25 protein-coding genes are annotated in these 23,476 nt (G+C 66.2%); 15 read left to right on the top strand and 10 right to left on the bottom strand.

Annotated features, from left to right (window positions below; all coding sequences use genetic code 11):
* Nucleotides 1-17: 17 nt before the first annotated feature.
* The 9 genes from ACIBCN_RS14050 to ACIBCN_RS14010 all read left to right on the top strand — a co-directional run bounded on the left by ACIBCN_RS14050 (nt 18) and on the right by ACIBCN_RS14010 (nt 9,247).
* Nucleotides 18-623, top strand: coding sequence for an NADPH-dependent F420 reductase (locus tag ACIBCN_RS14050; protein ID WP_396991933.1), 606 nt, complete (start codon nt 18-20; stop codon nt 621-623).
* A 172-nt stretch (nt 624-795) separates the two neighbouring features.
* Nucleotides 796-1,350: a hypothetical protein gene (locus tag ACIBCN_RS14045; RefSeq protein ID WP_396991932.1), complete on the top strand. Its 555-nt coding sequence runs from the start codon at nt 796-798 to the stop codon at nt 1,348-1,350.
* A 197-nt stretch (nt 1,351-1,547) separates the two neighbouring features.
* The gene (locus ACIBCN_RS14040) at nt 1,548-2,474 is read left to right on the top strand and encodes a BadF/BadG/BcrA/BcrD ATPase family protein (RefSeq protein ID WP_396991931.1); all 927 of its coding nucleotides are present in this window, start codon (nt 1,548-1,550) and stop codon (nt 2,472-2,474) included.
* A 73-nt stretch (nt 2,475-2,547) separates the two neighbouring features.
* On the top strand, nt 2,548-4,077 hold the full coding sequence (locus tag ACIBCN_RS14035; protein WP_396991930.1) for a sodium:solute symporter: 1,530 nt from the start codon (nt 2,548-2,550) through the stop codon (nt 4,075-4,077).
* Nucleotides 4,077-5,249 carry an anhydro-N-acetylmuramic acid kinase gene (locus tag ACIBCN_RS14030; RefSeq protein WP_396991929.1) on the top strand — a complete coding sequence of 391 codons (1,173 nt, stop codon included), beginning with the start codon at nt 4,077-4,079 and terminating at the stop codon, nt 5,247-5,249. The genes ACIBCN_RS14035 and ACIBCN_RS14030 overlap by 1 nt, the downstream gene beginning before the upstream one ends.
* Nucleotides 5,236-6,111, top strand: coding sequence for a MurR/RpiR family transcriptional regulator (locus ACIBCN_RS14025; protein WP_396991928.1), 876 nt, complete (start codon nt 5,236-5,238; stop codon nt 6,109-6,111). Before ACIBCN_RS14030 ends, ACIBCN_RS14025 begins: the two co-directional genes overlap by 14 nt.
* A gap of 47 nt (nt 6,112-6,158) precedes the next feature.
* The gene (gene murQ / locus ACIBCN_RS14020) at nt 6,159-7,061 is read left to right on the top strand and encodes an N-acetylmuramic acid 6-phosphate etherase (RefSeq protein ID WP_396991927.1); all 903 of its coding nucleotides are present in this window, start codon (nt 6,159-6,161) and stop codon (nt 7,059-7,061) included.
* A 70-nt stretch (nt 7,062-7,131) separates the two neighbouring features.
* Nucleotides 7,132-7,695 (top strand): phospholipase D-like domain-containing protein, encoded by a 564-nt coding sequence (locus tag ACIBCN_RS14015; RefSeq protein ID WP_396991926.1) that lies wholly within the window; start codon nt 7,132-7,134, stop codon nt 7,693-7,695.
* 52 nt (nt 7,696-7,747) lie between these two features.
* Nucleotides 7,748-9,247, top strand: coding sequence for an alpha/beta hydrolase (locus ACIBCN_RS14010; RefSeq protein WP_396991925.1), 1,500 nt, complete (start codon nt 7,748-7,750; stop codon nt 9,245-9,247).
* Between the two features lie 3 nt (nt 9,248-9,250).
* On the opposite strand, the gene ACIBCN_RS14005 is transcribed toward ACIBCN_RS14010, so the two are convergent.
* The 5 genes from ACIBCN_RS14005 to ACIBCN_RS13985 all read right to left on the bottom strand — a co-directional run bounded on the left by ACIBCN_RS14005 (nt 9,251) and on the right by ACIBCN_RS13985 (nt 13,708).
* Entirely contained in the window at nt 9,251-10,078 is an 828-nt protein-coding gene (locus tag ACIBCN_RS14005) for an alpha/beta fold hydrolase (RefSeq protein ID WP_396991924.1), read from the bottom strand.
* Between the two features lie 191 nt (nt 10,079-10,269).
* Entirely contained in the window at nt 10,270-10,803 is a 534-nt protein-coding gene (locus ACIBCN_RS14000; protein WP_396991923.1) for a hypothetical protein, read from the bottom strand.
* Between the two features lie 55 nt (nt 10,804-10,858).
* Nucleotides 10,859-11,827, bottom strand: a complete 969-nt coding sequence (locus tag ACIBCN_RS13995) for a DNA polymerase domain-containing protein (protein WP_396991922.1) — start codon at nt 11,825-11,827, stop codon at nt 10,859-10,861.
* A gap of 31 nt (nt 11,828-11,858) precedes the next feature.
* The gene (locus ACIBCN_RS13990) at nt 11,859-12,464 is read right to left on the bottom strand and encodes a M23 family metallopeptidase (protein ID WP_396991921.1); all 606 of its coding nucleotides are present in this window, start codon (nt 12,462-12,464) and stop codon (nt 11,859-11,861) included.
* Nucleotides 12,465-12,526: 62 nt separating this feature from the next.
* Nucleotides 12,527-13,708, bottom strand: coding sequence for a cytochrome P450 (locus ACIBCN_RS13985; protein WP_396991920.1), 1,182 nt, complete (start codon nt 13,706-13,708; stop codon nt 12,527-12,529).
* Nucleotides 13,709-13,802: 94 nt separating this feature from the next.
* Between ACIBCN_RS13985 and ACIBCN_RS13980 the strand changes: the two genes are divergently transcribed.
* The gene (locus ACIBCN_RS13980; protein WP_396991919.1) at nt 13,803-14,612 is read left to right on the top strand and encodes an SAM-dependent methyltransferase; all 810 of its coding nucleotides are present in this window, start codon (nt 13,803-13,805) and stop codon (nt 14,610-14,612) included.
* An 18-nt stretch (nt 14,613-14,630) separates the two neighbouring features.
* Here the strand turns inward: ACIBCN_RS13980 and ACIBCN_RS13975 are convergent, their stop codons facing one another.
* A complete protein-coding gene (locus ACIBCN_RS13975; protein WP_396991918.1) occupies nt 14,631-15,878 on the bottom strand; it encodes a fatty acid desaturase family protein in 1,248 nt (415 codons plus the stop codon).
* A gap of 469 nt (nt 15,879-16,347) precedes the next feature.
* On the opposite strand from ACIBCN_RS13975, the gene ACIBCN_RS13970 reads away from it, so the two are divergent.
* Complete coding sequence (locus tag ACIBCN_RS13970) at nt 16,348-16,941, top strand: DUF6461 domain-containing protein (protein WP_396992558.1); 594 nt, start codon at nt 16,348-16,350, stop codon at nt 16,939-16,941.
* A gap of 8 nt (nt 16,942-16,949) precedes the next feature.
* Here ACIBCN_RS13970 and ACIBCN_RS13965 read toward each other — a convergent pair whose 3' ends face one another.
* Complete coding sequence (locus ACIBCN_RS13965) at nt 16,950-17,552, bottom strand: TetR/AcrR family transcriptional regulator (RefSeq protein ID WP_396991917.1); 603 nt, start codon at nt 17,550-17,552, stop codon at nt 16,950-16,952.
* 188 nt (nt 17,553-17,740) lie between these two features.
* Between ACIBCN_RS13965 and ACIBCN_RS13960 the strand changes: the two genes are divergently transcribed.
* Complete coding sequence (locus tag ACIBCN_RS13960; protein ID WP_396991916.1) at nt 17,741-18,091, top strand: nitroreductase family deazaflavin-dependent oxidoreductase; 351 nt, start codon at nt 17,741-17,743, stop codon at nt 18,089-18,091.
* 11 nt (nt 18,092-18,102) lie between these two features.
* On the opposite strand, the gene ACIBCN_RS13955 is transcribed toward ACIBCN_RS13960, so the two are convergent.
* Nucleotides 18,103-18,714 carry a hypothetical protein gene (locus tag ACIBCN_RS13955; protein ID WP_396992557.1) on the bottom strand — a complete coding sequence of 204 codons (612 nt, stop codon included), beginning with the start codon at nt 18,712-18,714 and terminating at the stop codon, nt 18,103-18,105.
* A gap of 155 nt (nt 18,715-18,869) precedes the next feature.
* Here ACIBCN_RS13955 and ACIBCN_RS13950 point away from each other — a divergent pair, with 155 nt between their 5' ends.
* Nucleotides 18,870-19,379, top strand: coding sequence for a VOC family protein (locus ACIBCN_RS13950; RefSeq protein ID WP_396991915.1), 510 nt, complete (start codon nt 18,870-18,872; stop codon nt 19,377-19,379).
* Between the two features lie 61 nt (nt 19,380-19,440).
* Here the strand turns inward: ACIBCN_RS13950 and ACIBCN_RS13945 are convergent, their stop codons facing one another.
* Nucleotides 19,441-19,866, bottom strand: coding sequence for an SRPBCC family protein (locus tag ACIBCN_RS13945; protein ID WP_396991914.1), 426 nt, complete (start codon nt 19,864-19,866; stop codon nt 19,441-19,443).
* Nucleotides 19,867-20,141: 275 nt separating this feature from the next.
* On the opposite strand from ACIBCN_RS13945, the gene ACIBCN_RS13940 reads away from it, so the two are divergent.
* The gene (locus tag ACIBCN_RS13940) at nt 20,142-20,366 is read left to right on the top strand and encodes a hypothetical protein (protein ID WP_396991913.1); all 225 of its coding nucleotides are present in this window, start codon (nt 20,142-20,144) and stop codon (nt 20,364-20,366) included.
* 166 nt (nt 20,367-20,532) lie between these two features.
* Nucleotides 20,533-21,129, top strand: coding sequence for a hypothetical protein (locus tag ACIBCN_RS13935; protein WP_396991912.1), 597 nt, complete (start codon nt 20,533-20,535; stop codon nt 21,127-21,129).
* 337 nt (nt 21,130-21,466) lie between these two features.
* Here ACIBCN_RS13935 and ACIBCN_RS13930 read toward each other — a convergent pair whose 3' ends face one another.
* A complete protein-coding gene (locus tag ACIBCN_RS13930; protein ID WP_396991911.1) occupies nt 21,467-22,909 on the bottom strand; it encodes an alpha/beta hydrolase in 1,443 nt (480 codons plus the stop codon).
* Nucleotides 22,910-23,476 lie beyond the last annotated feature (567 nt).

The following is a 23,476-nucleotide window of genomic DNA, read 5'->3' as shown; positions in this document are numbered from 1 at the left end:
CCATTGAGGAGCACGCCATGAGCATCATCGGAATCCTTGGATCCGGCCGGGTAGCGACCGGGCTGGCGAACAAGCTGGCCGGCGCCGGTCACGACGTCCTCGTCGGAACCAGGAATGTCGACGCACTGAACTGGACAGGCACCCCGGTCACCATCACCGATTACGAGTCAGCCGCCCGACGTGCGCAGATCGTCATCAACGCCACCCCGGGCGACGGTGCGGTCGACCGACTCGGCGCGTTGTCCGCCGCATTGGACGGCAAGATCCTCATCGATGTCTCGAACTCCCACAATCCCAGCGGATCCGAGCACAGCCTCGCCGAACTCCTCCAAGCGGCCCTGCCCGCGACTCGAATCGTGAAGACGCTCAACACCATGTTCTTCACCGTCATGACCGACCCGCACAGCCTGCGCGTGCCGCCCACCGCGTTCCTCTCCGGCAACGACGATTCCGCGAAAGCAGTGGTCACCGCGCTGCTCACCGATCTCGACTGGCCCGCCGAGTGGATCGAAGACCTCGGCGACCTCGGCACCGCCCGCGGCACGGAAGCCTTGATGCTGCTTGTCCCTTCGCTCATTCGGAACCGCGGCTTCGCACCCTTCGCCTTGACCATCGCGGCCTGAATGCCCTGTGCCCTTATCGATTCGGCACAAATAAATTCGCCGGATTTCGTTGCGCGGAATTCGCGGAATCGATCACCGGACGCGGGCCGCGGAGTGAGAATGGAGGTGGCCTGATCCGGCTTCACGGGGACGTATCGGCTGTCGTGGCCGACCGAACATGTGGGGAAACACGATGAAAGTCAAAGGATTTGCCACCGCCCTTCTCGCAGTAGGGGCCACCGGAATCACCGCGGGCGTCGTCGGCGCCCAACCACTAACGGAGCCATCGGCCGAGGTCAGCGTGTCCAGCGTTGATCATGGAGTCGGATACACCACGGCAACCGACGGCAGCGGGGTGCGCACCACCGTCGACGCCGGTGTCTTCGCGCTGACCAGCGATGCCGCCGCGGTCACCCTGACCGACGGCGTCGGCACTGTCATCGCGACGCTACCCACCTCCTTCACCGCCAACGGCCAGACCTTCAGCCTGCGGCCACAGCTCAGCGACACCGGGCGCACCCTGACGATGACGCCCGTCAGTGCCCCGGAAATCAGCTCGCACCTGGCACAACTCGTCGACCAGCAAGACGACACCGTGGCCCGCAAGCAGTACAACGCGGGCATCGGCGCCCTGATCGGTGCGGGCATCGGCGCGGTGATCGGCTTCTTCCTCGGCGGCGTCGGCGCGCTGGTCACCATTCCGATCGGCGCGGGCATCGGCGCCCTGATCGGTTACTCCACACCGTGATTCGCTGAACCTCGGCTGACGCGGGCACCCGCAGACTGTCCGCGTCAGCCGAGCACGCGCCCGGTGAAACTGAGCACGTCGCGATACCTGCGCGCCCGATCCACGTACCGCCCTCGGCGCGCTCCCCAGTTCTCGCCGTGCACGAATGTTCCCGACGTAGGGCACCGGAACGGGGGCAACCGCGCGAGGATGGTCGGATGACCGACCACGTTCTCGCGATCGACCTCGGTAAAACCGGCTGCCGCGGTTCCTTGCGGCTCGACGGACGCGAGGCGCGATCCGCCGACGGGCCCGGCGCACCCGGCCTCGCCAACGCGGGCGGCGTCGTGGCGGCGGATAACGCGATTCGCGCGGTGGTCGCGCGGTTGGCGCTGGCCGACACCACCTTCACCCTGTTCGTCGGTGCCGCGGGTGCCGCCGCCGCGCCGGACGCGGCCGAACTCCTCGCGCGGCAGCTGGCCGATATCCCCGGCGCGCGATCGGTCGCCGTCACCTCCGACGCCGTCACCGCGCACGCCGGAGCACTCGGCGGCGCGCCCGGCGTGGTGCTGGCCGCCGGGACCGGCGCCGTGGCCACCGCGGTCGACACAGCGGGACGATTCACCAGGACCGACGGCTGGGGTCCGCTGCTCGGCGACGAGGGCGGCGGTGCCTGGATCGGAACCGAGGGACTGCGCGCCGCGCTGCGCTCCTTCGACGGGCGCGGCGCCCATACCGAGCTCGCCGCGAAAGCCGCCGAGCAGTACGGTGTGCGGCTCGACGAACTACCGAAACACCTTGGCCAGCACGAGAATCCGGCCCTGCTCGCGGCCCGCTTCGCCCCCGTTGTCGCCGCGGCCGCCGCGACCGACGACATTGCGGCCGCCATCATGACGGCCGCGGGCCGCGCGCTCGCGCGCACCGTCCTTGCCACGATCGACCGGTCCGGCATCACGCCGCCGGTGCCCTACGCGATCACCGGCGGACTGGCCAACCTCGGCCCGGCGCTGCTCGATCCGCTCGACGCGGCGATAGCGCGGGTGATCGATCGCCGGACCGCGCATGGCGGCCCGATCGACGGTGCCGCGCTACTCGCCGTCGACCCGAACACGGTGCTGGAGGCATTGGTGGTGCGAATCACGTGACACTCATTGACAGAACTCAAGTCGACCCTGACACTTACTTTCAATCCGCCAGTCGCGTCACCGAGGAGCTGCGATGAACGCACTCAACGTCGCCGTCATCGTCGTCTACCTCGTCGTTGTCGCGTGGATCGGCCTGCGCCTTTCCGGCAAACAGAAGTCGAGCACCGACTACTTCGTCGGCGAAGGCAAGATGCCGTGGTGGACGGTGTGCTTCTCGGTCGTGGCGACCGAGACCAGCGTGCTCACGGTCATCTCGGTGCCCGGCGGCGCGTACACCGACCAGGCCTTCGGCAATGTCGAGCTGGCCATCGGATACATCATCGGCCGCACCGTCGTGGCGACCGCGCTGATCCCGCTGTACAAACGCGGCGGCTTCGTCAGCGCCTACCAGTATCTCGAGCTGCGCTTCGGCCGCTATCTGCAGGGTGTCGCCTCGGTGACGTTCGTGTTCACCCGGCTGCTCGCCGAGGGCGTGCGGCTGTTCGCCTCCGCCATCCCGATCAAGCTGCTGCTCGCCGAGTTCGGCCTCGACCTCGGCTACGACATCATCATCATCGTGCTGACGCTGCTGACCGTCGTGTACACCTACCTCGGCGGCATCAAGGCGGTCATCTGGACCGACGCGCTGCAGATGGGCCTGTACCTGTCCGGCGCGATCATCGCGATCGGGGTGCTCACCGGTCATGTCGGGACCAAGGGCTGGTCGGACGCGCTGCACAACGGCAAGTTCCACATCTTCGATACCGACTTCGGCCTGGCACACGTGCTCACCAGCACCTTCGCCCTGCCGACGGCGATCGTCGGCGGCGCGATCTTCGCGATGGCCTCGCACGGCTCCGATCAGCTGATCGTGCAGCGCATCCTGTCGACGCGGACGCTGCGCGACAGCCAGAAGGCGATGATCGGCTCCGGCATCTTCGTCGCCATCCAGTTCGCCGCGTTCTCGCTGGTCGGCGCGCTGCTGTGGTCGTACAACGGCGGGAAGTCGCCCAAGGAGCTCGGCCTGGCCACCGCCGACAACCTGTACCCGAACTTCATCCTGCACGGGTTGCCGGTGGTGATCTCCGGGCTGCTGGTCGCGGGCATCCTCGGCGCCGCCATGGGATCGCTGTCCTCCGCGCTGAACTCGATGGCGAACTCGACCGTCGCCGACATCATCCGCAGTTTCTCCCGCCGCGAGATCTCCGATGACGCGCTGCTGAAGCTGGCGCGCTACATGACACTCGTCTGGGCGGTGCTGATGGCGCTGTTCGCGATGGGCTTCAGCGCGACCACCGGCAACGTGTACCTCACCGCGCTGACGATCGCCGGGTACACCTACGGCGCGCTGCTCGGCGCGTTCCTGCTCGGTCGACTCGTCAAGCGCGCCAACCAGTTCGACGCGGTGCTGGCGTTCGTGGTGACGGTGATCGTGATGACCTTCGTGGTGCGGGTCATCAAGATCGATGTGACCGTCGCGGGGAAGGTAACCCAGAAGGGCATCGCCGCGCAGTGGCTGGTGCCGATCGGTGTGCTCGTCACGCTGGTCGTCGGCGGAGTATCGAGCCTGTTCCATCCGGCGCCCGCGCCGACCCCGCCGGAGCCGGTCGAGGCGGTGGCCTAGTGCGCGTCATCGGATTGATGTCCGGCACATCGCACGATGCGATCGATGCGGTCGGCGCGGATATTCAGCTGCGGGACAGCACTATTCACGTCGAGGTGATCGGGCAGCTGAGCCGCGCCTACCCCGATCGGCTGCGCGCCGAACTCATCGCCGCGCTACCGCCCGGCACGGTCGACCTGGCCACGGTATGCCGGCTCGATACCGCGATCGGACAGGAATTCGCGGCCGCCGCCGATGCCGCGGCGCGCGAGTTCTTCGACGGCACAGCCGATCTCGTCGCATCGCACGGTCAGACCGTCTATCACTGGGTGGCCAACGGAAAGGTTTACGGCACACTGCAACTCGGCCAACCGTCCTGGATCGCGGAGCTGACCAGACTGCCGGTCGTCAGCGATTTCCGCTCCCGCGACATCGCCGCGGGCGGGCAGGGTGCGCCGCTCGTTGCGCTGTTCGACCTGCTGTGGCTCGCGGGGCGGCCAGGACGCTCGGCCGCGCTCAATATCGGCGGCATCGCCAACGCGACCGTCACCGGCACCACCCCCGTCGCCTTCGACACCGGCCCGGGCAACGCGCTGATCGACGCGGCCGTCGAACTGGCGACCGGCGGTACCGAACACTTCGACCGTGACGGCCTGCGCGCCGCGCGAGGAACGGTCGACGAGGGGCTGCTCAAAGCGCTGCTCGCCGAAAACTACTACCGGGCGGCACCGCCCAAGACGACCGGCAAGGAGCTGTTCAACCGCGCCTACGTCGAGCGAGTGTTGCCGGACTACCCGCTCACCGCGGACGATATCGTCGCCACCATGACCGCCCTGACCGCACAGACCATCGCCGACGCAATGGCGCCGTTCGAGCCGGACGAAGTGATCGTGTCCGGCGGCGGGACCCGAAATCCGACGTTGATGGGCATGCTCGGCCGGCGATTGGGTACCGCGACCCTATGCACCTCCGACGAGCTCGGGCTGCCGTCGGCCGCCAAGGAGGCCGCGGCGTTCGCCGTGCTCGGTTTCCTCACGATGCACGGGCTCCCCGGTAGTCATGCGGCGTGCACCGGAGCGTCGCGGGCGACGGTGCTCGGTTCCATCACCCCTGGCGCGGGCCGGCTCACGCTACCCGAAACGCCAAGCGCGGCACCGCGACAGCTCAGGCTGGTGAGCCATGTCCGAGGGTGACGACGTTCGCACTCGCTTACTCGGGGCGATTCCGCGGCTCACCCCGACCGGGCTGCGGGTCGCCCAGGTAATCCGCGACGACCCGGCCGCCGCCGCGCAATTGACCGTCAGCGAGCTCGCCGAGCGCGCCTCGACCAGCACGTCTGCGGTCGTCCGGCTGTCCAAAGCCCTTGGCTACGAAGGCTATCCGCAGCTGCGGCTGGCACTGGCGGCCACCAGCAAGGACGACGGCTCGCCGGTGTTCGCGACCGACATCGCCGTCGACGACCCGCTGTCGAAGGTGCTGCACAAGCTCACCGCCTTCGAGACCGAGGGCATGGTGGCCACCGCGGACCTCGCCGATCCGGCGACCATGGCCGCGGTCGTCGACGCCCTGGTGCACGCGCGGCGCATCGAGCTCATCGGGATCGGCGCGTCCGGGCTGGTCGCGATGGACATGGCTCAGAAGCTGACCCGCATCGGAATGTGGTGTGTCGCTTGCACATCGGAGGACGACGCGCTGGTCCAGGCCAGCCTGCTCGAGGCCGACGACGTGATCATCGCATTCTCTCATTCCGGCGAAACCGCCGCGATCGTCGACGCCGTCGACCGCGCCGACGGCAGGCAGACGACCACCGTCGCGGTCACGGCGGGCGCACAGTCCAGGCTGGCGCGGTCGGCGGCACACACGGTGCTGGTGGCCGGTCGCGAGGACGGTTTCCGTTCCGCCGCCATGGCGAGCCGGATGAGCCAGCTGCTCATCGTCGACGCGCTGTATATCGGAGTCCTGCAACGCACACCTTCGGCCGCGATCGCGCTGCGCCGAACCTATGACGCCGTGGCGGATCGCCGGATCTCGCGCGGCGCGCGGAAGGCGACATGACCGCTCCACTCGTTCGACCGGCATTGCCCTATGACCCAGGAGGCGATATGAGCGAGCTCAGCACTTTGACGACCGAGGAAGCGAATCCGCGGACATCCGCGCTCGACTCCATGTCGGTCGAGGAGTTGTTGCGCACCATGAACTCCGAGGATGCGGGCATCGCTTCCGCTGTCGCACAGGCGATTCCAGAGATCACGAGGGCCGTCGACCTGATCGTCGCCGCGCGCAGGCACGGCGGCCGGTTGATCTACGTCGGCGCGGGAACCAGCGGCAGGCTCGGCGTGCTCGACGCGGTCGAGTGCCCGCCAACCTTCGGCACCGCGCCGGACGAGGTGATCGGAATCATCGCGGGCGGCCCGGTCGCCTTCGCGCACGCGGTCGAAGGGGCCGAGGACGACCCGGCCCGCGCCGTCGACGACCTCTCCGATATCGACCTGACCGCCGACGATGTGATCGTGGCGCTGGCGGCGAGCGGCCGGACCCCCTACGCGATCGGCGCCTTGCGGCACGGCCGATCCATCGGTGCCGCCACCGTCGGCGTCTCCTGCAATCGCCACGCCGAGCTGAGCGAGCACGCCGACGTCGGCATCGAAATCGAAACGGGCCCTGAGATATTGACCGGCTCCACGCGCCTGAAGGCGGGCACGGCGCAGAAGATGGTGTGCAACATGCTGTCGACCGCGACCATGGTGCAGTCCGGCAAGGTCTACGGCAACCGCATGGTGGACCTGAAGCCCACCAACGCCAAGCTCGTTGACCGGTCCCGTCGGATCATCGCCGATGCCACCGGCGTCGACTACGCCACCGCGGCCGCGCTGCTCGACGCCGCCGACGGCCACCCGAAGACCGCGATCGTCATGCAGCTGGCCGGCGTCGACGTGGCGGCGGCCAGGAAGCTGCTGGCCGGTGCCGGTGGATTCGTCGGGGCCGCCGTCCGCGGTGGCAACTGAGCGGTGCGGCCGGCGACTTGCTCGACGTCGCCTCCGGCTCGCGCGCCGATCTCGCCGGTACGGTGCAGTCATGCCCTTCGTGATCGATGGCCCGATGACGTGCTACCTGATGCCCGACGACCACGCGGAAGCCGAACAACGGTTCCTGGAGCTGGTCGCGGCGCCGGGCGAAACCTGGCTCATCGCCTACGGTTTCACCCTGACCGACGCCGCCGACAACCTGATCGCCGCGCACAACCGCGGCGTACCACTACACCTCTACCTGGATCACACCCAGTCCTCGGGCCCTACGCAGAAGCCGATCGTGCAGCGGCTGGTGGACGCCGGAGTGGAGGTCACCATCGGCACCAGCACCAGCGGCCGCAAGTACATCTGCCACACCAAGGGACTCGTGGTGGACACCCCGAGCGGCCCGCAATGCTGGGAGGGCTCGGTCAACTTCAGCGCCACCGGTTGGCTGCAGGTCAACACCGCGATGAATTTCGGCGCGCAGGTCTGGCGCGACCATTTCGTCGCCCAGTTCAACACCCTGCGCCACTACGCTTGGACCGAGGAACGCGAATTACAGCTCATGCCCGCACCCCCGGCCGACTTCGGCGACGAGTCCATTCCGATGCTCCCGCTCTCCGTCTGAAGGCCGGACAGTCTCACCGATCCGATCTCACCGACCCGGAGGGGTTTCCACGATGGGCAGCAAAACCGCAGCGCGCCTAGCACTTTCCGCCTTGGCCGCCGTCGCGTGCTGCGCCGGATGTGGCACCGGCGAGAAGTCCGACGACACGCAACCCATCGCGTGGGGCTCCTGCCCGCCGACCTATGGCACCGCCGTGCAATGCGCGACCATCGACGTGCCACTCGACTGGAATGATCCGGGCGGCAAGAAGATTCAGGTCGGCGTCAATCGGCTTCCCGCCAGCGACCCGGCGCGCAAGATCGGGGATCTGGTGTTCAACCCGGGCGGGCCCGGTGGCGCGGGCACGGAGATCGTGGCCGCCGAAGGTGCCAAGTCCGGCCTGTTCCCGGCGAGCATCCGGCAGCGCTTCGACCTGATCGGGTTCGATCCGCGCGGGGTCGGCACCAGTCGGCCGTCCATTCATTGCGATCCCGACCTCGCCAACCGGCCGCCGAACCAATTCCCGGGCAGCCAGCAGGAATTCGACAACCTGGTAGCGGCGAATCGGGCATTCGGCGAGTCCTGCCGGCACCTGACCGGTGATCTGCTCGACCATGTCGACACCGTGCACGTCGCCCGCGATCTGGAGGTGCTGCGCCAACGCCTCGGCGGCGCGCCACTGAACTACCTCGGCCTGTCCTACGGCACCGAGATCGGCGCGGAGTACGCCCGCCTCTTCCCCGACAAGAGCCGCACGCTGGCGCTGGACGGAGCTCTCGTCCATTCGCAACCGGCGGGCACCATGAGCTACTACGAATCCATCGCCTTCGAAGACAGCTGGAACCGCTTCGCACAGTGGTGCCGATCAGCCACCGAATGTGTACTGCGCGAACAGGATCCGTCCAAGATCCTGGACGATTTGGTCACCAGGGCGAGTCAACAGCCGCTGCCCGCCACGGGCTGCCAGAGCTCCGGCGCGTGCCGAAACGGGTTCGACGCCTTCGACCTGCTGACCAGCATCCAGGGCCAGCTGATCTTCAAGGACCCCATCCCAGGTTTCGGCACCGAGGGCTGGCCCGGCCTGGCCGCCGCGCTCGACCAGGCCCGCAACGGTGATGCGAGCGCGCTGGCGCCGCCGGTGCAAACCGCCGAGAGCAACCACGCCGATCTCGCCGTCGGCTGCGCGGATTTCAAGGCGGACTTCGATACCTACCCCGCATTGCAGGCCCAGCAGACGCTGCTCGGCACCATCGCACCGCACACCCGCGGCGTCAGCCAGTCCTACGGCTACGTCGCGCGCTGCCAGGGCTGGCCCGCCGAATTCAGCAATCCCCCACGGGAAACCAGCGCCAAGCCCACCATCACGCCGCTGCTGGTCAACGCCACCCACGACCCGTCGACGTCCTACGGCTGGGCGCAGCTGATGCTCACCCAGATGCCGGGAGCCGTCCTGGTGACCCGCGATGGTGATGGACACACCTCGTTCCTGCACCCGGGCCGAACGCAAGACACCATCGCCCGCTATCTCATCGACGGCATCGCACCCGCCATGGGCCTGGTGCTGCCCGACTAGCCGTCAGTCTTTCGGCCAGTGCCGATCCAGGAAGTCTGCGATGAGCGGTGCCATGTCGGGGAGCTTTTCCTCGAGGGCGAAGTGGCCGGTGTCGAAGATGTGCAGTTCGGCATCGGGGACGTCGTAGAGATAAGCGTGCGCGCCGGGTTCCGGGAAGAAGGGGTCGTTGCGACCCCAGAGGATCAGGGTCGGCGGGGTGGCGGTGCGCAGCCATTCCTGCCACTGCGGATATCGAGCGACGTTGGAGTGGTAGTCGAAGGCCAGCGCGACCTGGGCTTCCTTGCGACCGGGCAGATCGAGGAAGTGCTGGTCGAGAGTCCAGCCGTCCGGCGCGAGCAGGTCGGGGTCGAAGACGCCGTGCTCGTACTGGCCGCGGGTGCCGGGCAGGGTGAGCAGGTCGCGGATGGCGGGCTCGGCGGCAGGCTGGTCTGGACGTAAGGCGACGAAGTCACGGGCCCCGTCGGAAAGACCCTCCTCGTAGGCGTTTCCGTTCTGTACCACCAGCCCGGCCACCCACTCGGGGTGCCTGGTCGCGATGCGGAAACCGACCGGCGCGCCGAAATCGAAGGCGTACAGGAAGAACCGGGTGAGCTCCAGCTGCTCCAGGAATCCTTCGACGATGTCGGCCAGCCGGTCGAAGGAATAGGTGAACGACTCGGGCGCTTCGGTGTGCCCGAAGCCCGGATAGTCGGCCGCGATGAGCCGGTAGCTGCCGCCGAGCGCGTCGATCAGCCGACGGAACTGGTGTGACGCGGACGGAAACCCGTGCAGCAGGAGCAGAACCGGTGCGTCGTCGGGACCGGCCTGCCGGTAGAACACCCCGAACCCCATCGACCGCGGCGAACTTGTGCTCGACCCGAGGTAAATCATTAACCGGCATCGCTGCCCCTTCTCCTGATAGCCCAATCCGGCGCCGCAGCGCCGGGACTGGTGAAACCACCGGGAGTACGCGGGCATTCCCCAAGACCCCAGCCGCATCTATACCGAACTCCGGCTGGGGCCGGTCGCCAGATCTACTACAGCTATGCCGAACCCACCGCGACCCTGTTCAAGGTGAAAGTGCCCAGATCTGTCTTCTTGTGGTCTGTGGTCGTATTGCTGACGTTGGCCGTAAAACTGATCGGCTTGTTGTTCGCATCGCACAGCACCGTCGACACGATGGCGTCGAGGGTGCTGCCGTCGCCGATAAGCTGCGTTCCGCTCCATTTTGTCAGCACATTCTTCGCGTCCACCGTGAATTGGCCGAGCCAGACCACCGGCTCCGACCCCGCTTTGGTGTATTTCGTCTCCCCGAAGCTGATCAGACCGTTGAATCCGGTCACCAGCGTATTGTGCTCGCCCCCTTTCCATCCCCCGTCGTAGGAGTTGCGATCAGGTACAGCCGCACAGGTAGCCGCATGTGCGGCAGGCGCGACCGCGACCAGCATGCCCACCCCGAACACGCCAGCCAACACCAGCACCAAGCCCTTGACGGACGGCAAAATATTTCCAGGTAGCACCTTTTCGAATCCCTTCCATTTCTGGTAGCCGAGGTAACCGACCAGCCAGTATTGCAAGAGAATTCCCGCGCACCGGCGCGGGCACGCGGAGAAATCAACCGCACAATCCGATTTACGTCTCCGGTGACGAATTTTCTCGCTGCGCGCGGGCCCGGCGTTTACCCTCATGCATTGCTTGAACGCGAGCGATGGGAATGGTGTGCCCTTCCTCGACGAGACCGACGGGCAGCGTTTGCGGTTCGGGCATATCGTCGGCCCACGGGTCTCGATCGCCGAGCTGGCCCGGTGCCGAGCGGACGGTGAAATCGCGAGGAGTGATGTTGTCGAGGTCGGACCAGCCGACCGGAAACGACACCGTGGTACCCGGCCGGATTCGCGGACTGTAGGCGGCGACGACCGTCGCGCCGCCCGCGCGGGTGGAGTCGAGGAAGACGCGCCCAGCACGGTCCTCGACGATGAAGGCGGTGGTGGCGAGCTCCGGATCGAGGCGCTCGGCCCGCGCCGCGACCGCGCGGGTCGCCGCGGCGACGTCCTCGATGGCGAGGCCGGGTACCAGCGGCACGAAGACGTGCACACCCTTGGCGCCACTGGTTTTCACCGCACCGGCGAGGCCGTCGTTGGCGAGCGCCTCGCGGATCAGCTTCGCGGCAAGCACGGCCTGACGGAACGGCTGATCCGGCGGCGGGTCGATATCGAGGATCAAATGCGTCGGGCCCTGGCCGCGATCGGCGAGCAGCAGCGTCGGGTGGTACTCGACCGCGCGCTGGTTGCCGAACCACACCAGCGTCCGGACGTCGTTGCCAAGCGCGTAGGTCACCTCGCGGTGCGAGCTCTCGGCCCACACCGTCACCCGGGGCACCCAGTCCGGGGTGTACTTGGGCAGGTTCTTCTGCATGAACGGTTCCTGCCCCGGCCGGACCCGTTTCACCGACAGCGGGCGATCCCGCAATTGCCGAACCAGCCGCTCGCCGACGGCCTCGAGGTAGTCGACCAGATGGCGCTTGGTCGCCTCGGCACCGTCGAACAGCGGCTTGTCGAGATTGGTCAGCGTTACCCCGGCGCGGACCTCTGCACTGCCCATCGGCTCACCTTGCCCGTCGCGCACAGCGCGGTCAACCCGGGTGTTTTACCGGCGGCAGCGCAGCAAGCGCATCGACCATGGTGCGGTGGCGCCCGTTTTCGTCGCGGCCGAGCCGCGGCCAGCCCATGCCGTCCGGACCGCACAGCTGGGTCCACACCGCGCGGGTCCGGTCGAGCAGTTCGCGCTGTTCGTCGTCGTCGAGCGCCCAGAGGAAATCGGCGGGAAAGCAGGCAGCACCGAGCCAGGCCATCGGGTCGAGCTTGGCCGCGGGGGCATACCCGTACGGCATGACGCTCAGATGCAGGTGCGGGCCGGTGGATCCGCCATTGTTGCCGACGTAGGCGATCAGCTGCCCCGCCTCGACGCGGTCACCGACCGCCAGTCCGGTGGCGCCCGCGTCCCACATGTGCCCGTATTCGCTCACCCCGCCGCCGTCCGCGGCCGGATGGTCGATAACGATCCACTCGCCGTACCCCGCGGCGGCGCCGAGATATAGCACCGTGCCGCCCGCGCACGCGTAGATCGGCGTCCCGTCGGGCGCCGGAAAGTCCTGCCCGGTGTGGAAACCGTCCTCGCGCGGGCCGAACGGCGAACCGATGGTCAGTGTTTCTCGGGCGATGGGCCAGTATCGGGTCATGAGTGCCCTCCTCTCCGATCGGATATCGGGAGGAGGGCACCGAACGTGCGGGTTCGGTCCGCTCAGCGGGCCGTGATGGTGGTGGGCAGGGCGGCGAAGCCGCGGGTGTTGGAGGCGTGGACGCGGCGCACGCCGTCCGGGTCGATGTCGTAGTCGGCGACGTTGGCGACGATCTCCTCGAGTGCGACGCGCATCTGCGACTGGGCGAGATTGACGCCGAGGCAGTGGTGGCGACCGCTGCCGAAGACCAGCGACGCACTGGTGTCGCGGTCCAGGTCGAACGTGTCGGGGTCCGGGAAAACCGCGGGGTCGCGATTGGCCGACCCGATCACCAAGAGCATGCGCGCTCCGGCCGGAACCGTCACCCCGTGCAGCTCGAACTGCTCGGTCGCCGTGCGCAGCGTGGTCTGCGTCGACGGTTCGTAGCGCATCGCCTCGGCGATCCACTCGTCGATCTGGCCGTTGAACGCCTTGCGACGCTGGTCGGGGTGCTGCCACGCGGCGTGCCACAGGTTGCCCATGGTCAGCATGGTGGTCTCGATGCCTGCGCCGACGAGCAGGATGAGCACCCCCACGATCTCCTCCGGGGTGAGCCGATCGTCGCCGTCCGCCGCCTCGAGCAGGCCGGAGAGCAGGTCGTCGCGCCGGTCCTGGCTGCGCTTGATGGTCAGATCGGTGTAGTAGCCGATGACCGCGCCGATCGCCTGCACCGCCTCGGGGCGCAGGTCGGTGGATTCCTCGTCGTTGTACATGATCTCCATGCCGAGCTTGCGGAGCATGTCCCGGTCGGCCTCGGGTACGCCGACCAATTCGGCGATCACCTCGGTCGGAAATGGGCCCGCGAATTCGGACATCAGATCGAAGCTGCCGCGCTCGAGCAGGGGCGCCAGCAGCCCGCGAGCGATCTCCCGCAACCGGGGCGCCAACCCCTGCACCCGGCGCTGGGTGAAGGCCCGCGCGACCAGCCCACGCAGCCGGGTATGCCGCGGCGGATCCATCGCGACGAAGGAGAACATCTGCTCCGCCTGCGGCCCCCAGAACGCCGGTTCCATCCGGATGGACCCGTTCGCGTTCGAGAAACGATCCGAATCCCTTAGTGCGGCAAGGACATCCGCGTGCCGGGAGAGCGCCCAGAAATCGTCGGTATCGTTGCGGTAGACCGGCGCCTCAGTTCGCAGCGTGGCGTAGTACGGGTATGGGTCGCGGTGTACGTCAAAATCGTAAGGGCTGTACTGCAGTGGCATGGCGGAGCCTTCCGGTCGGTGCGACGTCACCATCGCTACCGGTTCGCAACTCGAGCTGACATGATGACAATAGTCGAGATGAATTGAGGGCGTTGTGAACTCGGAACCGGCAGCCGCGAAGATCGATGTGTCGAAACCGCATCCGGCGCGCCGGTACGACTACTGGCTGGGCGGCAAGGACAATTTCCCGGCCGACCGGGAGTCCGCCGACGTGGTGGCCGAGGCATTTCCCACCGTTCGCCTCGCCGCGCTGGAGAATCGCAGCTTCCTGCGCCGCGCGGTGGCCTACCTGGCCGACGAGGGCGTCCGGCAGTTCCTCGATATCGGGGCCGGCCTGCCCACCGCGGGCAACGTGCACGAGATCGCGCAGAGTATCGCCCCCGAATCGCGCGTCGTCTACGTGGACAACGACCCGATCGTGCTGGTGCACGCTCGCGAACTGCTGAACAGTTCACCAGAGGGCGCTACGGCTTATCTCGACGCGGACATCCGCGATCCCGACCGCATCCTCGACCACCCCGACCTGACCCGGGTCCTCGACATGAACCAGCCCGTCGCGCTGATGCTGGTGGCCATCATGCACTTCATGACCGACGACGACGGACCCTACGAACTGGTGCGCAAGCTGTGCGACGCGCTGCCCTCGGGCAGCTACCTGGTGATGACCCATGCCACCAGCGATCATCTCTCCGCCGACGAACTCGCCGAGACGAACGCGGCCAACCTGCGCAGCGGCGTTCCGTTCCGGTTACGCACCACCGAGGAATTCACCCGCTTCTTCACCGACTTCGACCTGGTCTCCCCCGGCATCGGCTCGGTGATGACGTGGCGGCCCGGCGAGTGGCGACCCCATCCGAGGCCGGAGGCCGTTTCCATGCTCGGCGCGGTGGCCCGCATCCCGTGAGCACCTGCGGGTTATTGGTCAGGCTGTATTGATCCGAATCAGGCGTCGCCGCATGGCCACGCGAGACATCTCGGCGTGGCGCAGCGCGGTCCGCAGGCCGCTGCGGCCGGGTGGGCGTCCGGTTTCGTCGATTACTTTGTCGCCGTGGAACTTTCGTTCCGAGGCGGTTTCCGGGGCATCGTCGGACGTTGCGGTCAGCAGGCTGTCCGGCAGCGCCAGTTTATGAATGGTGCGCAGGGTCAGCAGATATTGGTGGAGCAGTGTCCCGCTGGTGTAGGGCAGGTCGTACTTTTCGCAGAGCGCCCTTACCCGCAGCGCGATCTCGGCGTACCGATTGCTCGGCAGGTCGGGGAACAGATGGTGTTCGATCTGGTAGCAGAGGTTCCCGCTGAGGAAGGCCAGCATCGGGCCCGCGTCGAAATTCGCGGTGCCGAGCATCTGCCGCAGATACCACTCCCCCTTGGTTTCGTCCGCCACCACCGCCGGCTCGAATTTCTCTGCGCCATCAGGGAAGTGGCCGCAGAAGATCACCACGTAGGCCCACAGGTTGCGCAGCACATTCGCGCTCGCGTCCGCGGCAAGGGTGCGCCGCCAGCGCCGCCCGCTCATCGCGGGGAAGAGCAGATAGTCCTTGCCCGCCTGCCTGATGATCTTCCCGAGCAGCGCCTTGGTCTGCGCGGCCTTCTGCACCGCGCCCGCCGCGCGATCGCGTTCGGAATACAGACCGTGCAGCGCGATGCCCCACTCGAAGGTGGCCGCCAGCAACAGGTTTCGCAGCGGCTGCAGAAGATGCCCCGGCTTCCACCGTTCGTCGCGAGTCACCCGCATGACACCGAAGCCGATGTCATCGTCCATGCCGAGCACGTTCGTGTAGATGTGGTGGCGATAGTTGTGCGAATAGCGCCACTGCGCCGACACACCGGCCATGTCCCACTCCCAGGTGCTGGAGTGGACCTCCGGGTCGTTCATCCAATCCCACTGACCGTGGCAGACGTTGTGGCCGATTTCCATGTTCTCGATGCTCTTCGCCAGCGCCAGACCGGCGGTCCCGGCGAGCCAGCCGGCGCGGCCGCGGCTGAGCCCGATCGTCAGCCGGGCCGCGGCATCGAGGGCACGCTGGAACGTGATCGTGCGGCGGATGTAGGTCGCGTCGCTGGCACCACGCCGCGCCTGAATGTCGCTCCGGATCGCATCCAACTCGAGCCCGAGCGCCTCGACATCCCCCGCACTCAGGTGCGCATAGGCCGTGACGTCACTAATTGCCATTCTTGGTGCCCTCGAGTTCCGTCACAGCGCGTGTCTACAGCGTAGGCGTACATCGTTGAACGCATACTCTGGATGACGAGGTACCGGCAAGACCTGGATGCTCGACTGCGGCGCCGAGATCGTGTCCGCCCACCTGCCGCTCGCTGCCACCGACCCGCTGACAGCACCAATTGCGTTTCGTCACAAGCGATTTCCGCAGGCTGGCGGTGGCCTATCAGTCGAGCGTGACGAGTACACATTCGTCCAGGTCGGCGCGCATCGCCCGCTCCAGCAGCGGTTCGTAGGGAATTGCCTGATACACAGCGTCGAGTCCCATCTTCAAACCATAGGACTCAGCAGGATGTCGGTGGCTCATGGCAGTGTCAGCCGCTGTGACTGCTTCAACTGATGACGACACCTGGGTTCATGATCATGGACTGTGTTTCCCGACCTTGATCGCGATCAACGAACCGGGGGCGGCGTGAACACCATGACCGGTGGCCTCGGGTGGATGTACGGCAGGGATCTGCCGCTGCTCAGCCTCACCTTCGCGCGTCAGATCAACGCCCGAGAGCTCTTGGCGCGGATGGGCGTTGACCAAAACACCGTGGCGGTGCGCGAGCCGGATGACTTCCATAATGAGCTGGGCGACCTTCTCAATGTAGACGGCGGATATGTGGTCAGCGCAGGGCATTACCGAAGCTGGGCCTGGGCGTGGGAGCACGGCAGTTGGAAATGCGTCGAAGACCGCGCCCTGTTGCTGCGGGCCTCGATCGGAACCGCGGCACTGGTGCTGCACACCCACGAGAAACCGGGAGTGGTGTTCCAGTACGCCGAGGAAGGCCGCCTCGTCACCGGACTCGACACCACGAACGACTTCGCACAGACAGGCAGCGATCCGCACCGCTTCGACACCGAGATCCAGGCCCTCGGCGCCCGACCCGAAGAACGCGAATACGGCCCCTTGGGGCCGGACGAAATGTTCTACAGGCTTGCGGAAAACCTCGGCATCGGGCTGCCGCTGGACGACCTCAACGACCGCCCCGTCCTCAGCGGCCGCCTCCTGCCCCCGGCCTCGCGATAGCTGCCGAGTCACCCAACAGTCGTGGCCTCGGTGGGGAGTGGTTCGTGGAGGTCGGCACGCAGGCCGTCGAGGGAGATGCGCAGCAGTCGGTGCCACATGTGCGGGCGGCACCGGTCGGTGATCTGGACGGCGTGGCCCAGCGAGACCAGCAGGAGCAGTAGGTCGTCGGTGGTCACGCCGGGACGCAGCAGGTCTTCGGCGCGGGTGCACAGTTGCTCGATGACGAGGCGAAGCCGCCCGAGGCCGTCGGGGTCGGGCACCGGCACGGCCAAGGCGAAGTGCTCCATGATCGCGCGGTGGTGTGCGTAGCCGGTCAGCGCCTGCTGGTAGAAGTCGGTCAGTGCGGCCCAGGGATCCTCGGCGTCAGCAGCCGCCGTGCGCGCGGATTCCGCCCAGCTCGTGAAGTCCTTGCGCAACACCGTCTGTACGAGATCTTCCTTTTTCGGGAAGTGCCGGTACAGGGTGCCCATGCCCACCTGGCTGCGGCGGGCGATCTCGCGGACGTCCACCGCGCTGCCCTGCTCGGCCAGTACAGCCGAAGCGGCCTCGATGATCGCCTCGCGGTTGCGGATCGCGTCTACCCGGGGCGCGCGGCGTCGACTTTCGGTCATGCGACCCCGATCCGTCCACGGCCGCCACCCGCCGAGCCGAGGTCCCCGACATCAACAACTGGAACGCCCGAATCATCGCCGAGGTCCGGGCGAACGCCGGGTATGCGCCGTGGAGTACCGAAGCCGAATTCGCTGCGGGCCGCCCGGTCCCACCCCGAATCCCCGGCCTCTACGACGAGCACCCGGGCATGCCGCTCATCCTGGTGCACCACACCGGAGCCAAGTCCGGACGTGCACGGATCAGCCCGTTGTTCTATCAACCGGTCGGCGACAATTGGGCCGTCTTCGCCACCCACGGTGGCAGTCCGCGCAATCCGGCGTGGTACGGCAACCTCACGACGAATCCGCAGATCACCGTCGAGACCGGCACCGAAACAGTGCCTGCCCTAGCCCGAGTCGCCGAAGGTGCTGAGCGCGAACAGATCTGGGCGAAAGAGATAACGCTCGTCCCGAAGTTCGCCGAGTTCGAAGCGGCCGCAGGCCGGCAGATCCCGGTCGTCGTGCTGGAGCGAGCCCTCGGGAACAAGGTTCGCCGCTGACGCGGCCGACCTCATGGGTAGTCGGTATTTCGCGAGCGTCGATTGCTTCGGCAAGGCGTTGCGGTCGCCGCCTCCTCGAGTTTTCGTAGTGCGTGTTCAGAGTCGGATCCCGGCTCGGCTTGGTAGATCCACAGCTGTAGCTCGGGATCATCAGGAAAGGGCATCACATGCTGATAGAGCGTGAGCTTGCCTGCTACCGGATGGTGAAAGTGTTTGACGGCGCTGCCTTTTCGATGGATGCCGTGGCGGGCCCATAGCTGACGGAATTTGTCGCTGCGCAGCGACAGTTCCCCGATCAGTTCGATCATCTGCGGCCGGTGCGGTCGGGGCCCGGCGGCAGCCCGCAGCGTCGCGACGGTGCATTGGGCGAGTTGGTCGGGGTCGGCGACGAAGCGGGTCACCGTATCGTCGAGGAAGGCCATCCGTGCCAGGTTGTCCCGCAGCGGTAGTCCGTCGTAAAGGGCATCGGCGGGGGCGTTGCGGGCGGTGACCTCCAGCCAGGGGGTGACGAGCATCGCCGGGGTGGTGATGTGCTGGAGCAGACCGGCTAGTGCGCGATGAGTGGTCCCATGAGCGTGGTCGGTTGTCCACTGGGGTCGGCCGGGAGCAGCGAGAGCACGCAGATAGGTGTGGGCGTCGTAGTCGAGCTCGGGCCGATGTTCGCTTCCCTCACCCTCTGCGCGAGACGTCCATGTCCAACGCCCACGCCCGCCGCCTGGCCACCACCAACGGCGCCCCTCCGCATCCTGACCGCCTCATTCCATCTTACGGAGACACCATGCCCATCCAACGTCTCAACCACGCCGTTCTCTACGTCCGCGACGTCGAGCGGAGCGCCGAGTTCTACCGCGCCGTTCTCGGATTCCGCCCTGTCTTCACCCTCCGCGATGCCGCGTTCCTGCAAGCCGAAGGATCCACGAACGACCACGATCTCGGATTGATTCAACCGGTCGGTCAACCCGACCACTCTGCGGCAGGACAGCGCACCGTCGGGCTATACCACTTGGCCTGGGAAGCGGAAACCCTGGCAGAGCTCCGTCAACTCAGAGGCAAACTGGCCGGTGCGGGCGCGCTGGTGAGCGAGATGGATCACGGCACTACGAAATCGCTGTACGCGAAGGACCCGGGCGGACTCGAATTCGAGGTCTGTTGGCTGGTACCGGCGGCACTGATCGCAGTCGACGACCATCAGCGGGTCGGTGACGCTCTCGACTTGGACGCCGACATCCGAAGGTACGGCGCCGATACCCGTAGCGGTGTCGGTGTGTCCAGCCCTGCGGAGAATTGATCTCGATTCACATCGCATCGGGTTCCGACGGTAGCGCGAAAAGCAAAGGTGTTGTTGCCCTTCAGGATTGGGCCAGACGGCCCTCGGCCAAGGCGACGAGTGTGTCGACGGTCGGCGGGAGGGCCTTCGACAAGATCGAGCGCATGATCGGGCGCAGAATAAAGGCGGTCGGGCCGTCCACGGTGATGTCGAAGGTGACTTTCGAGCCGCCCTCGACAACTTCGATGCTGTGGACCCAGTCCATGCGGCCACGCATGGGGAGGTGGAATCGGTCCGTATAGCGCTGCGGGCGAACGCATTCGATGATCTCCCAAGTGCGTTCGGGCTGCCCCTTCAGACGTACCCGGCCGCGGCCGCCCGGTTCGAACGTGCCGTCGATCGATTCGATCGCGTCGTCCCAGCGGGGGCGGCCGGCGATGTCGGCAAAGAGTTCCCAGACGGCTCCCGGGGCTGCGGTTGTCGTGCGGGTGACGGTGATGACCTTCACGTCAGTTCCTTCCGGTGCGTGTTCACGAGGTCAGCTGAACACCCACCCCGGTTGTACATATGTATTAGACATTTGTACTATACTTCGGATGGCGTTAATGAGTCAACAGATCGGATTCCAGACCGGTGCCTTCCTTCGATTTCCGTGCGGCCGGCCGAGTAAGACGACAACGCACTCGTAGCACGACCAAGGTTGTACTACCGAGTTACTTCGCGCTGTTGTGGTGCTTCGAGGGCGTACTCGTCGGCCGAGAGAGTCTGCTGGGACAGAGACGGATGAACGGCACCGGACCGGCGGTCCGCCACCTGGACGATGCGATTCGATGGCATGTGCAGGAGTGGGCGAAACGGTGGCCCGGACTACGTCAGCAGATAAAGGAGCATGTCAGGGATCTGGACGATCATCATTCGCTCACGAGCTTTGTGGAGTTGGCTGCTGCGGTATTACACGACTTCCCAGAGGTTGCCGTGCTGCGCGACCAGCTTGCTCATGAACGGTAATCGGCGGTATCGGATGTTCAGCGCCACAACCGATCTCGTCGGCCCAAAACGACCGCGTAGCGGCATGTGAGTGCGAGGACGTGTGTCGGTCTATCGGGATACGATGCGGTGCAATGCTGCTAAGGAGCCAGCAGGCCAACCACGTGTCCGGAGGAAAGCTCGAGCCGTGTCCAGCCCAGCCTTCGGTACCGACCACGTGCAGGCGATGCGCCCGAAGATCAGTCTGCTACGCGAGCTCGGTGCGGTCGACATGCTGGAACGGCGACGCGAGAATCGCCGTTTAGCCGAGCGTTACCCATATCGTCGCCTCAGTTTGGGACCAGGTACAGCTCTACCGGACGAATACCCGCCCGGTCTGCGCGCCCGCTACGAAACGTGCGACCATCCGACCTTCGGTGACCTGAGTTTCCACCCCTCCAACGACTTTCGCGTTCGAGAGCCGATCGACACCTTCGGAGAGATCGCTGGCGCCGGCGATTTCATCGAGATCGGCCAAGTCGGCGAGGAATTCATCCTGCTCGACCTCGACACCGGAGCAGTCTCGATCTACGACTACCTCTACTTCCGTCACAACATGGACAGCGGTTTCGTGGTGAGCTGCGAGACCGTCCCCGAGTTCGTCGACACCGTCGCCTTGGGTCCGCGCTACCCCGACATCCACGGTCCCCGCAAGACATGGCGCACCCGATGGTGGAGGACGGATCCGTGGTATGTGTATCTCCGCGAGGTCGGGATGGTTCCACCCCCCAGACTCCGCCGGTAGCGGATACGGAAATCGGCTAGTAGCGGACGGTCGCGAGATCAACTGTGGGCCGCGCGGCTTGTCGTCGATCGAACGCCCGCACGATCTGCCGTACACCACGCGTGCCTACCGAGCGCTACGCCGCTGAACAGCCACCCGACGACCCAAGCCCGGCGATGTCATCGGAACACCGCATAATCGGCTTTTTAAGCCCGTTGGAAGACCCTGTCAGCCAACCAATCGGGGCGATTGGCTAACGCGCGCGCAGCGGCAGAGTGCGTTTGTCTTCGCAGTAACCAAACGTGAACCAGACAGCGCGTCCCGTTGCCTGGTTCTGTTCGGTGACACAGGATGCGGTTCAGCTCTGTCGGCAGTTCAGACCGTCAGGGGGTGTTGCCAATTCGGTGAGGTACTTCAGTACGGACGTGTCGACGCAACTCGATCCACTGATCAGGAAGACGCCGTGCTGTTTGCCCTCAGAGGTGACCAGCGGGCTGCCCAGTTGGCGAGCGAGTGTCTGGTTGCCCTCGTATGCGGCGGCCGGGTCGCCGGTCGCGGCGACGACAACGATTGGTGGCAAACCGGACGGAGTGAATGTGTGTGGTGTGCTGGTGGACGGGGTCGGCCAGAAGGCGCACTTGTCGAGCGGGGCATGTCCGGCGAAGTGACCGTCGTCGAGGAACGGCGCGGCGGCGAACATCCTCTGTTGCACAGCCGCCACCGCAGCGCGATCGGTGGTTCTGGGTCCGTCCAGACACAGGACGGCATTCTGCAAGGTTGTGTCCAGCTTGGCTTGCATGCCGTTGGCAGTTTCGAGGAGGATGTCGCCGCGGTCGGACTTCAGCTGTCGCAGTCCGGTTGTGATGGTCGGCCACCCGGTTGGGGCATAGAGCTCGGCCACGACCGCGGTCAAGGCGTCGCTGTAGGTCAACGTCCGCTCACCAACCGGAACCGGTTGCCCGATCAGCGGATTCAGCAGTGTGCGGAATACATGTGAAGCCTTGCTCGGATCGGTTCCGAGCGGGCAGTCGGTGTGCTGGGTGCAGTCCCGGGCGTAGGTGTCGAACCCTTGTTGCAGGCTGGCGTAGTACTTGACCATATCGACCACCGGGCCGTCCAGCGGTTCGCCGCTGTCGAGGACCATGGCCCGCAGATGCTGCGGGAAGGCTTCGGCGTAGGCCGCGCCGAGCCGGGTGCCGTAGGAGTAGCCCACATACGTCAGCTTGTCGTCGCCGAGCGCGGCACGAATGACATCGAGATCCCGGGCGGCCTCCCGGGTGCCGACGTGGCCGAGTAACTCCGTGCCCGACCGCTGAACGCACTTGGCGACGTAGTCACGATTTTGTCGTTCGGCTGCGTCGACACCGGCTGGCGACCAATCGGTTTCGAAATCATCCGGGCGCATCACCTCAGCCTCCGACGGCGTCAGGCATTCGACCTCGGGTGTGGATGCGCCCGACCCTCGCGGGTCGAAACCGACGGCATCGAATCGGTCGCCGAGTGCGGTTCTACCCAACGCTGCGGCTTTACCCAGTCCCAGACCACCCGGACCGCCCGGGTTGAACACAGCCGACCCGATCCGGCTACCTCGCGCGCGGGCACGCGAGGTAGCGATCTGTGCTGTATTCCCATCGGGCTTGTCGTAGTCAATGGGCACCAGCACGCGAGCACACTCGATCTCAGGGCCCACCGTGTCCGCGCCGGAGAATCCCGAACACGACCCCCACGTGATGTGCTGATCATAGAACGCAGCCAACCCGCGATCAGTGCTCGTGCTGTCGCATCCGATACCGCCAGTCATCACAGCAGCAACTGATACAGCCGCACCGACCAGCCTGGCCGCCCGTTTCCTCGCCAGATTCACAGCTCCCAACGGTACGGTCCCGGCGGCTACCGTCGGAACCGTGCAGACCCCAGGGTCCTGGGTAGTGCTACCACTACCCAGATGTGGTGCAGCACAACAAATCTTACTAACCGATCACGGCCATGGTCATCCAATCGATCTGGTCAAGTGGATGCATACGGTCTCATCGACGTAAGACGGTCCAAGCAGACGCCGAGTTGCTCCGCGCTTGCTTCTGCCCCGAGACTGCCCGATATACCAGGTGACGAACAAGCGCAATTCGGCATGAGCGTGCGTTCGGTCGGCCGGGGTCCGCCACCGGAACCGACCCATAAGCGGCTACTTAACACTGGCGGTAGGACCTGATCCCGGCCAGGATCGGGTCCAGGTGCCCGGTGAGATGCTCGGTAATCGGCTGCCCATCTGCGTCATTGGTGTGGCTCTCACATGGCTTGCTTCTTACCGGGCACCGTGCCGGGAATGGCTTAAGAGGGGTTTGCCCAAAGCTCGAAGTAGCGGTGCCTT

Source organism: Nocardia sp. NPDC051052, assembly GCF_044456045.1.
GTDB lineage: Bacteria > Actinomycetota > Actinomycetes > Mycobacteriales > Mycobacteriaceae > Nocardia.
This window is presented reverse-complemented; position numbering and strand designations above follow the sequence as displayed.

Bases quoted from the DNA above. Each gene is read 5' to 3' on its own strand.
- ACIBCN_RS14050 (WP_396991933.1), top strand. From the start codon at position 18: ATGAGCATCATCGGAATCCTTGGATCCGGCCGGGTAGCGACCGGGCTG.
- ACIBCN_RS14045 (WP_396991932.1), top strand. From the start codon at position 796: ATGAAAGTCAAAGGATTTGCCACCGCCCTTCTCGCAGTAGGGGCCACC.
- ACIBCN_RS14040 (WP_396991931.1), top strand. From the start codon at position 1,548: ATGACCGACCACGTTCTCGCGATCGACCTCGGTAAAACCGGCTGCCGC.
- ACIBCN_RS14035 (WP_396991930.1), top strand. From the start codon at position 2,548: ATGAACGCACTCAACGTCGCCGTCATCGTCGTCTACCTCGTCGTTGTC.
- ACIBCN_RS14025 (WP_396991928.1), top strand. From the start codon at position 5,236: ATGTCCGAGGGTGACGACGTTCGCACTCGCTTACTCGGGGCGATTCCG.
- murQ (WP_396991927.1), top strand. From the start codon at position 6,159: ATGAGCGAGCTCAGCACTTTGACGACCGAGGAAGCGAATCCGCGGACA.
- ACIBCN_RS14015 (WP_396991926.1), top strand. From the start codon at position 7,132: ATGCCCTTCGTGATCGATGGCCCGATGACGTGCTACCTGATGCCCGAC.
- ACIBCN_RS14010 (WP_396991925.1), top strand. From the start codon at position 7,748: ATGGGCAGCAAAACCGCAGCGCGCCTAGCACTTTCCGCCTTGGCCGCC.
- ACIBCN_RS14005 (WP_396991924.1), bottom strand. From the start codon at position 10,078: ATGGGGTTCGGGGTGTTCTACCGGCAGGCCGGTCCCGACGACGCACCG.
- ACIBCN_RS13995 (WP_396991922.1), bottom strand. From the start codon at position 11,827: ATGGGCAGTGCAGAGGTCCGCGCCGGGGTAACGCTGACCAATCTCGAC.
- ACIBCN_RS13990 (WP_396991921.1), bottom strand. From the start codon at position 12,464: ATGACCCGATACTGGCCCATCGCCCGAGAAACACTGACCATCGGTTCG.
- ACIBCN_RS13985 (WP_396991920.1), bottom strand. From the start codon at position 13,708: ATGCCACTGCAGTACAGCCCTTACGATTTTGACGTACACCGCGACCCA.
- ACIBCN_RS13975 (WP_396991918.1), bottom strand. From the start codon at position 15,878: ATGGCAATTAGTGACGTCACGGCCTATGCGCACCTGAGTGCGGGGGAT.
- ACIBCN_RS13970 (WP_396992558.1), top strand. From the start codon at position 16,348: ATGACCGGTGGCCTCGGGTGGATGTACGGCAGGGATCTGCCGCTGCTC.
- ACIBCN_RS13965 (WP_396991917.1), bottom strand. From the start codon at position 17,552: ATGACCGAAAGTCGACGCCGCGCGCCCCGGGTAGACGCGATCCGCAAC.
- ACIBCN_RS13960 (WP_396991916.1), top strand. From the start codon at position 17,741: ATGCCGCTCATCCTGGTGCACCACACCGGAGCCAAGTCCGGACGTGCA.
- ACIBCN_RS13950 (WP_396991915.1), top strand. From the start codon at position 18,870: ATGCCCATCCAACGTCTCAACCACGCCGTTCTCTACGTCCGCGACGTC.
- ACIBCN_RS13940 (WP_396991913.1), top strand. From the start codon at position 20,142: ATGAACGGCACCGGACCGGCGGTCCGCCACCTGGACGATGCGATTCGA.
- ACIBCN_RS13930 (WP_396991911.1), bottom strand. From the start codon at position 22,909: ATGACTGGCGGTATCGGATGCGACAGCACGAGCACTGATCGCGGGTTG.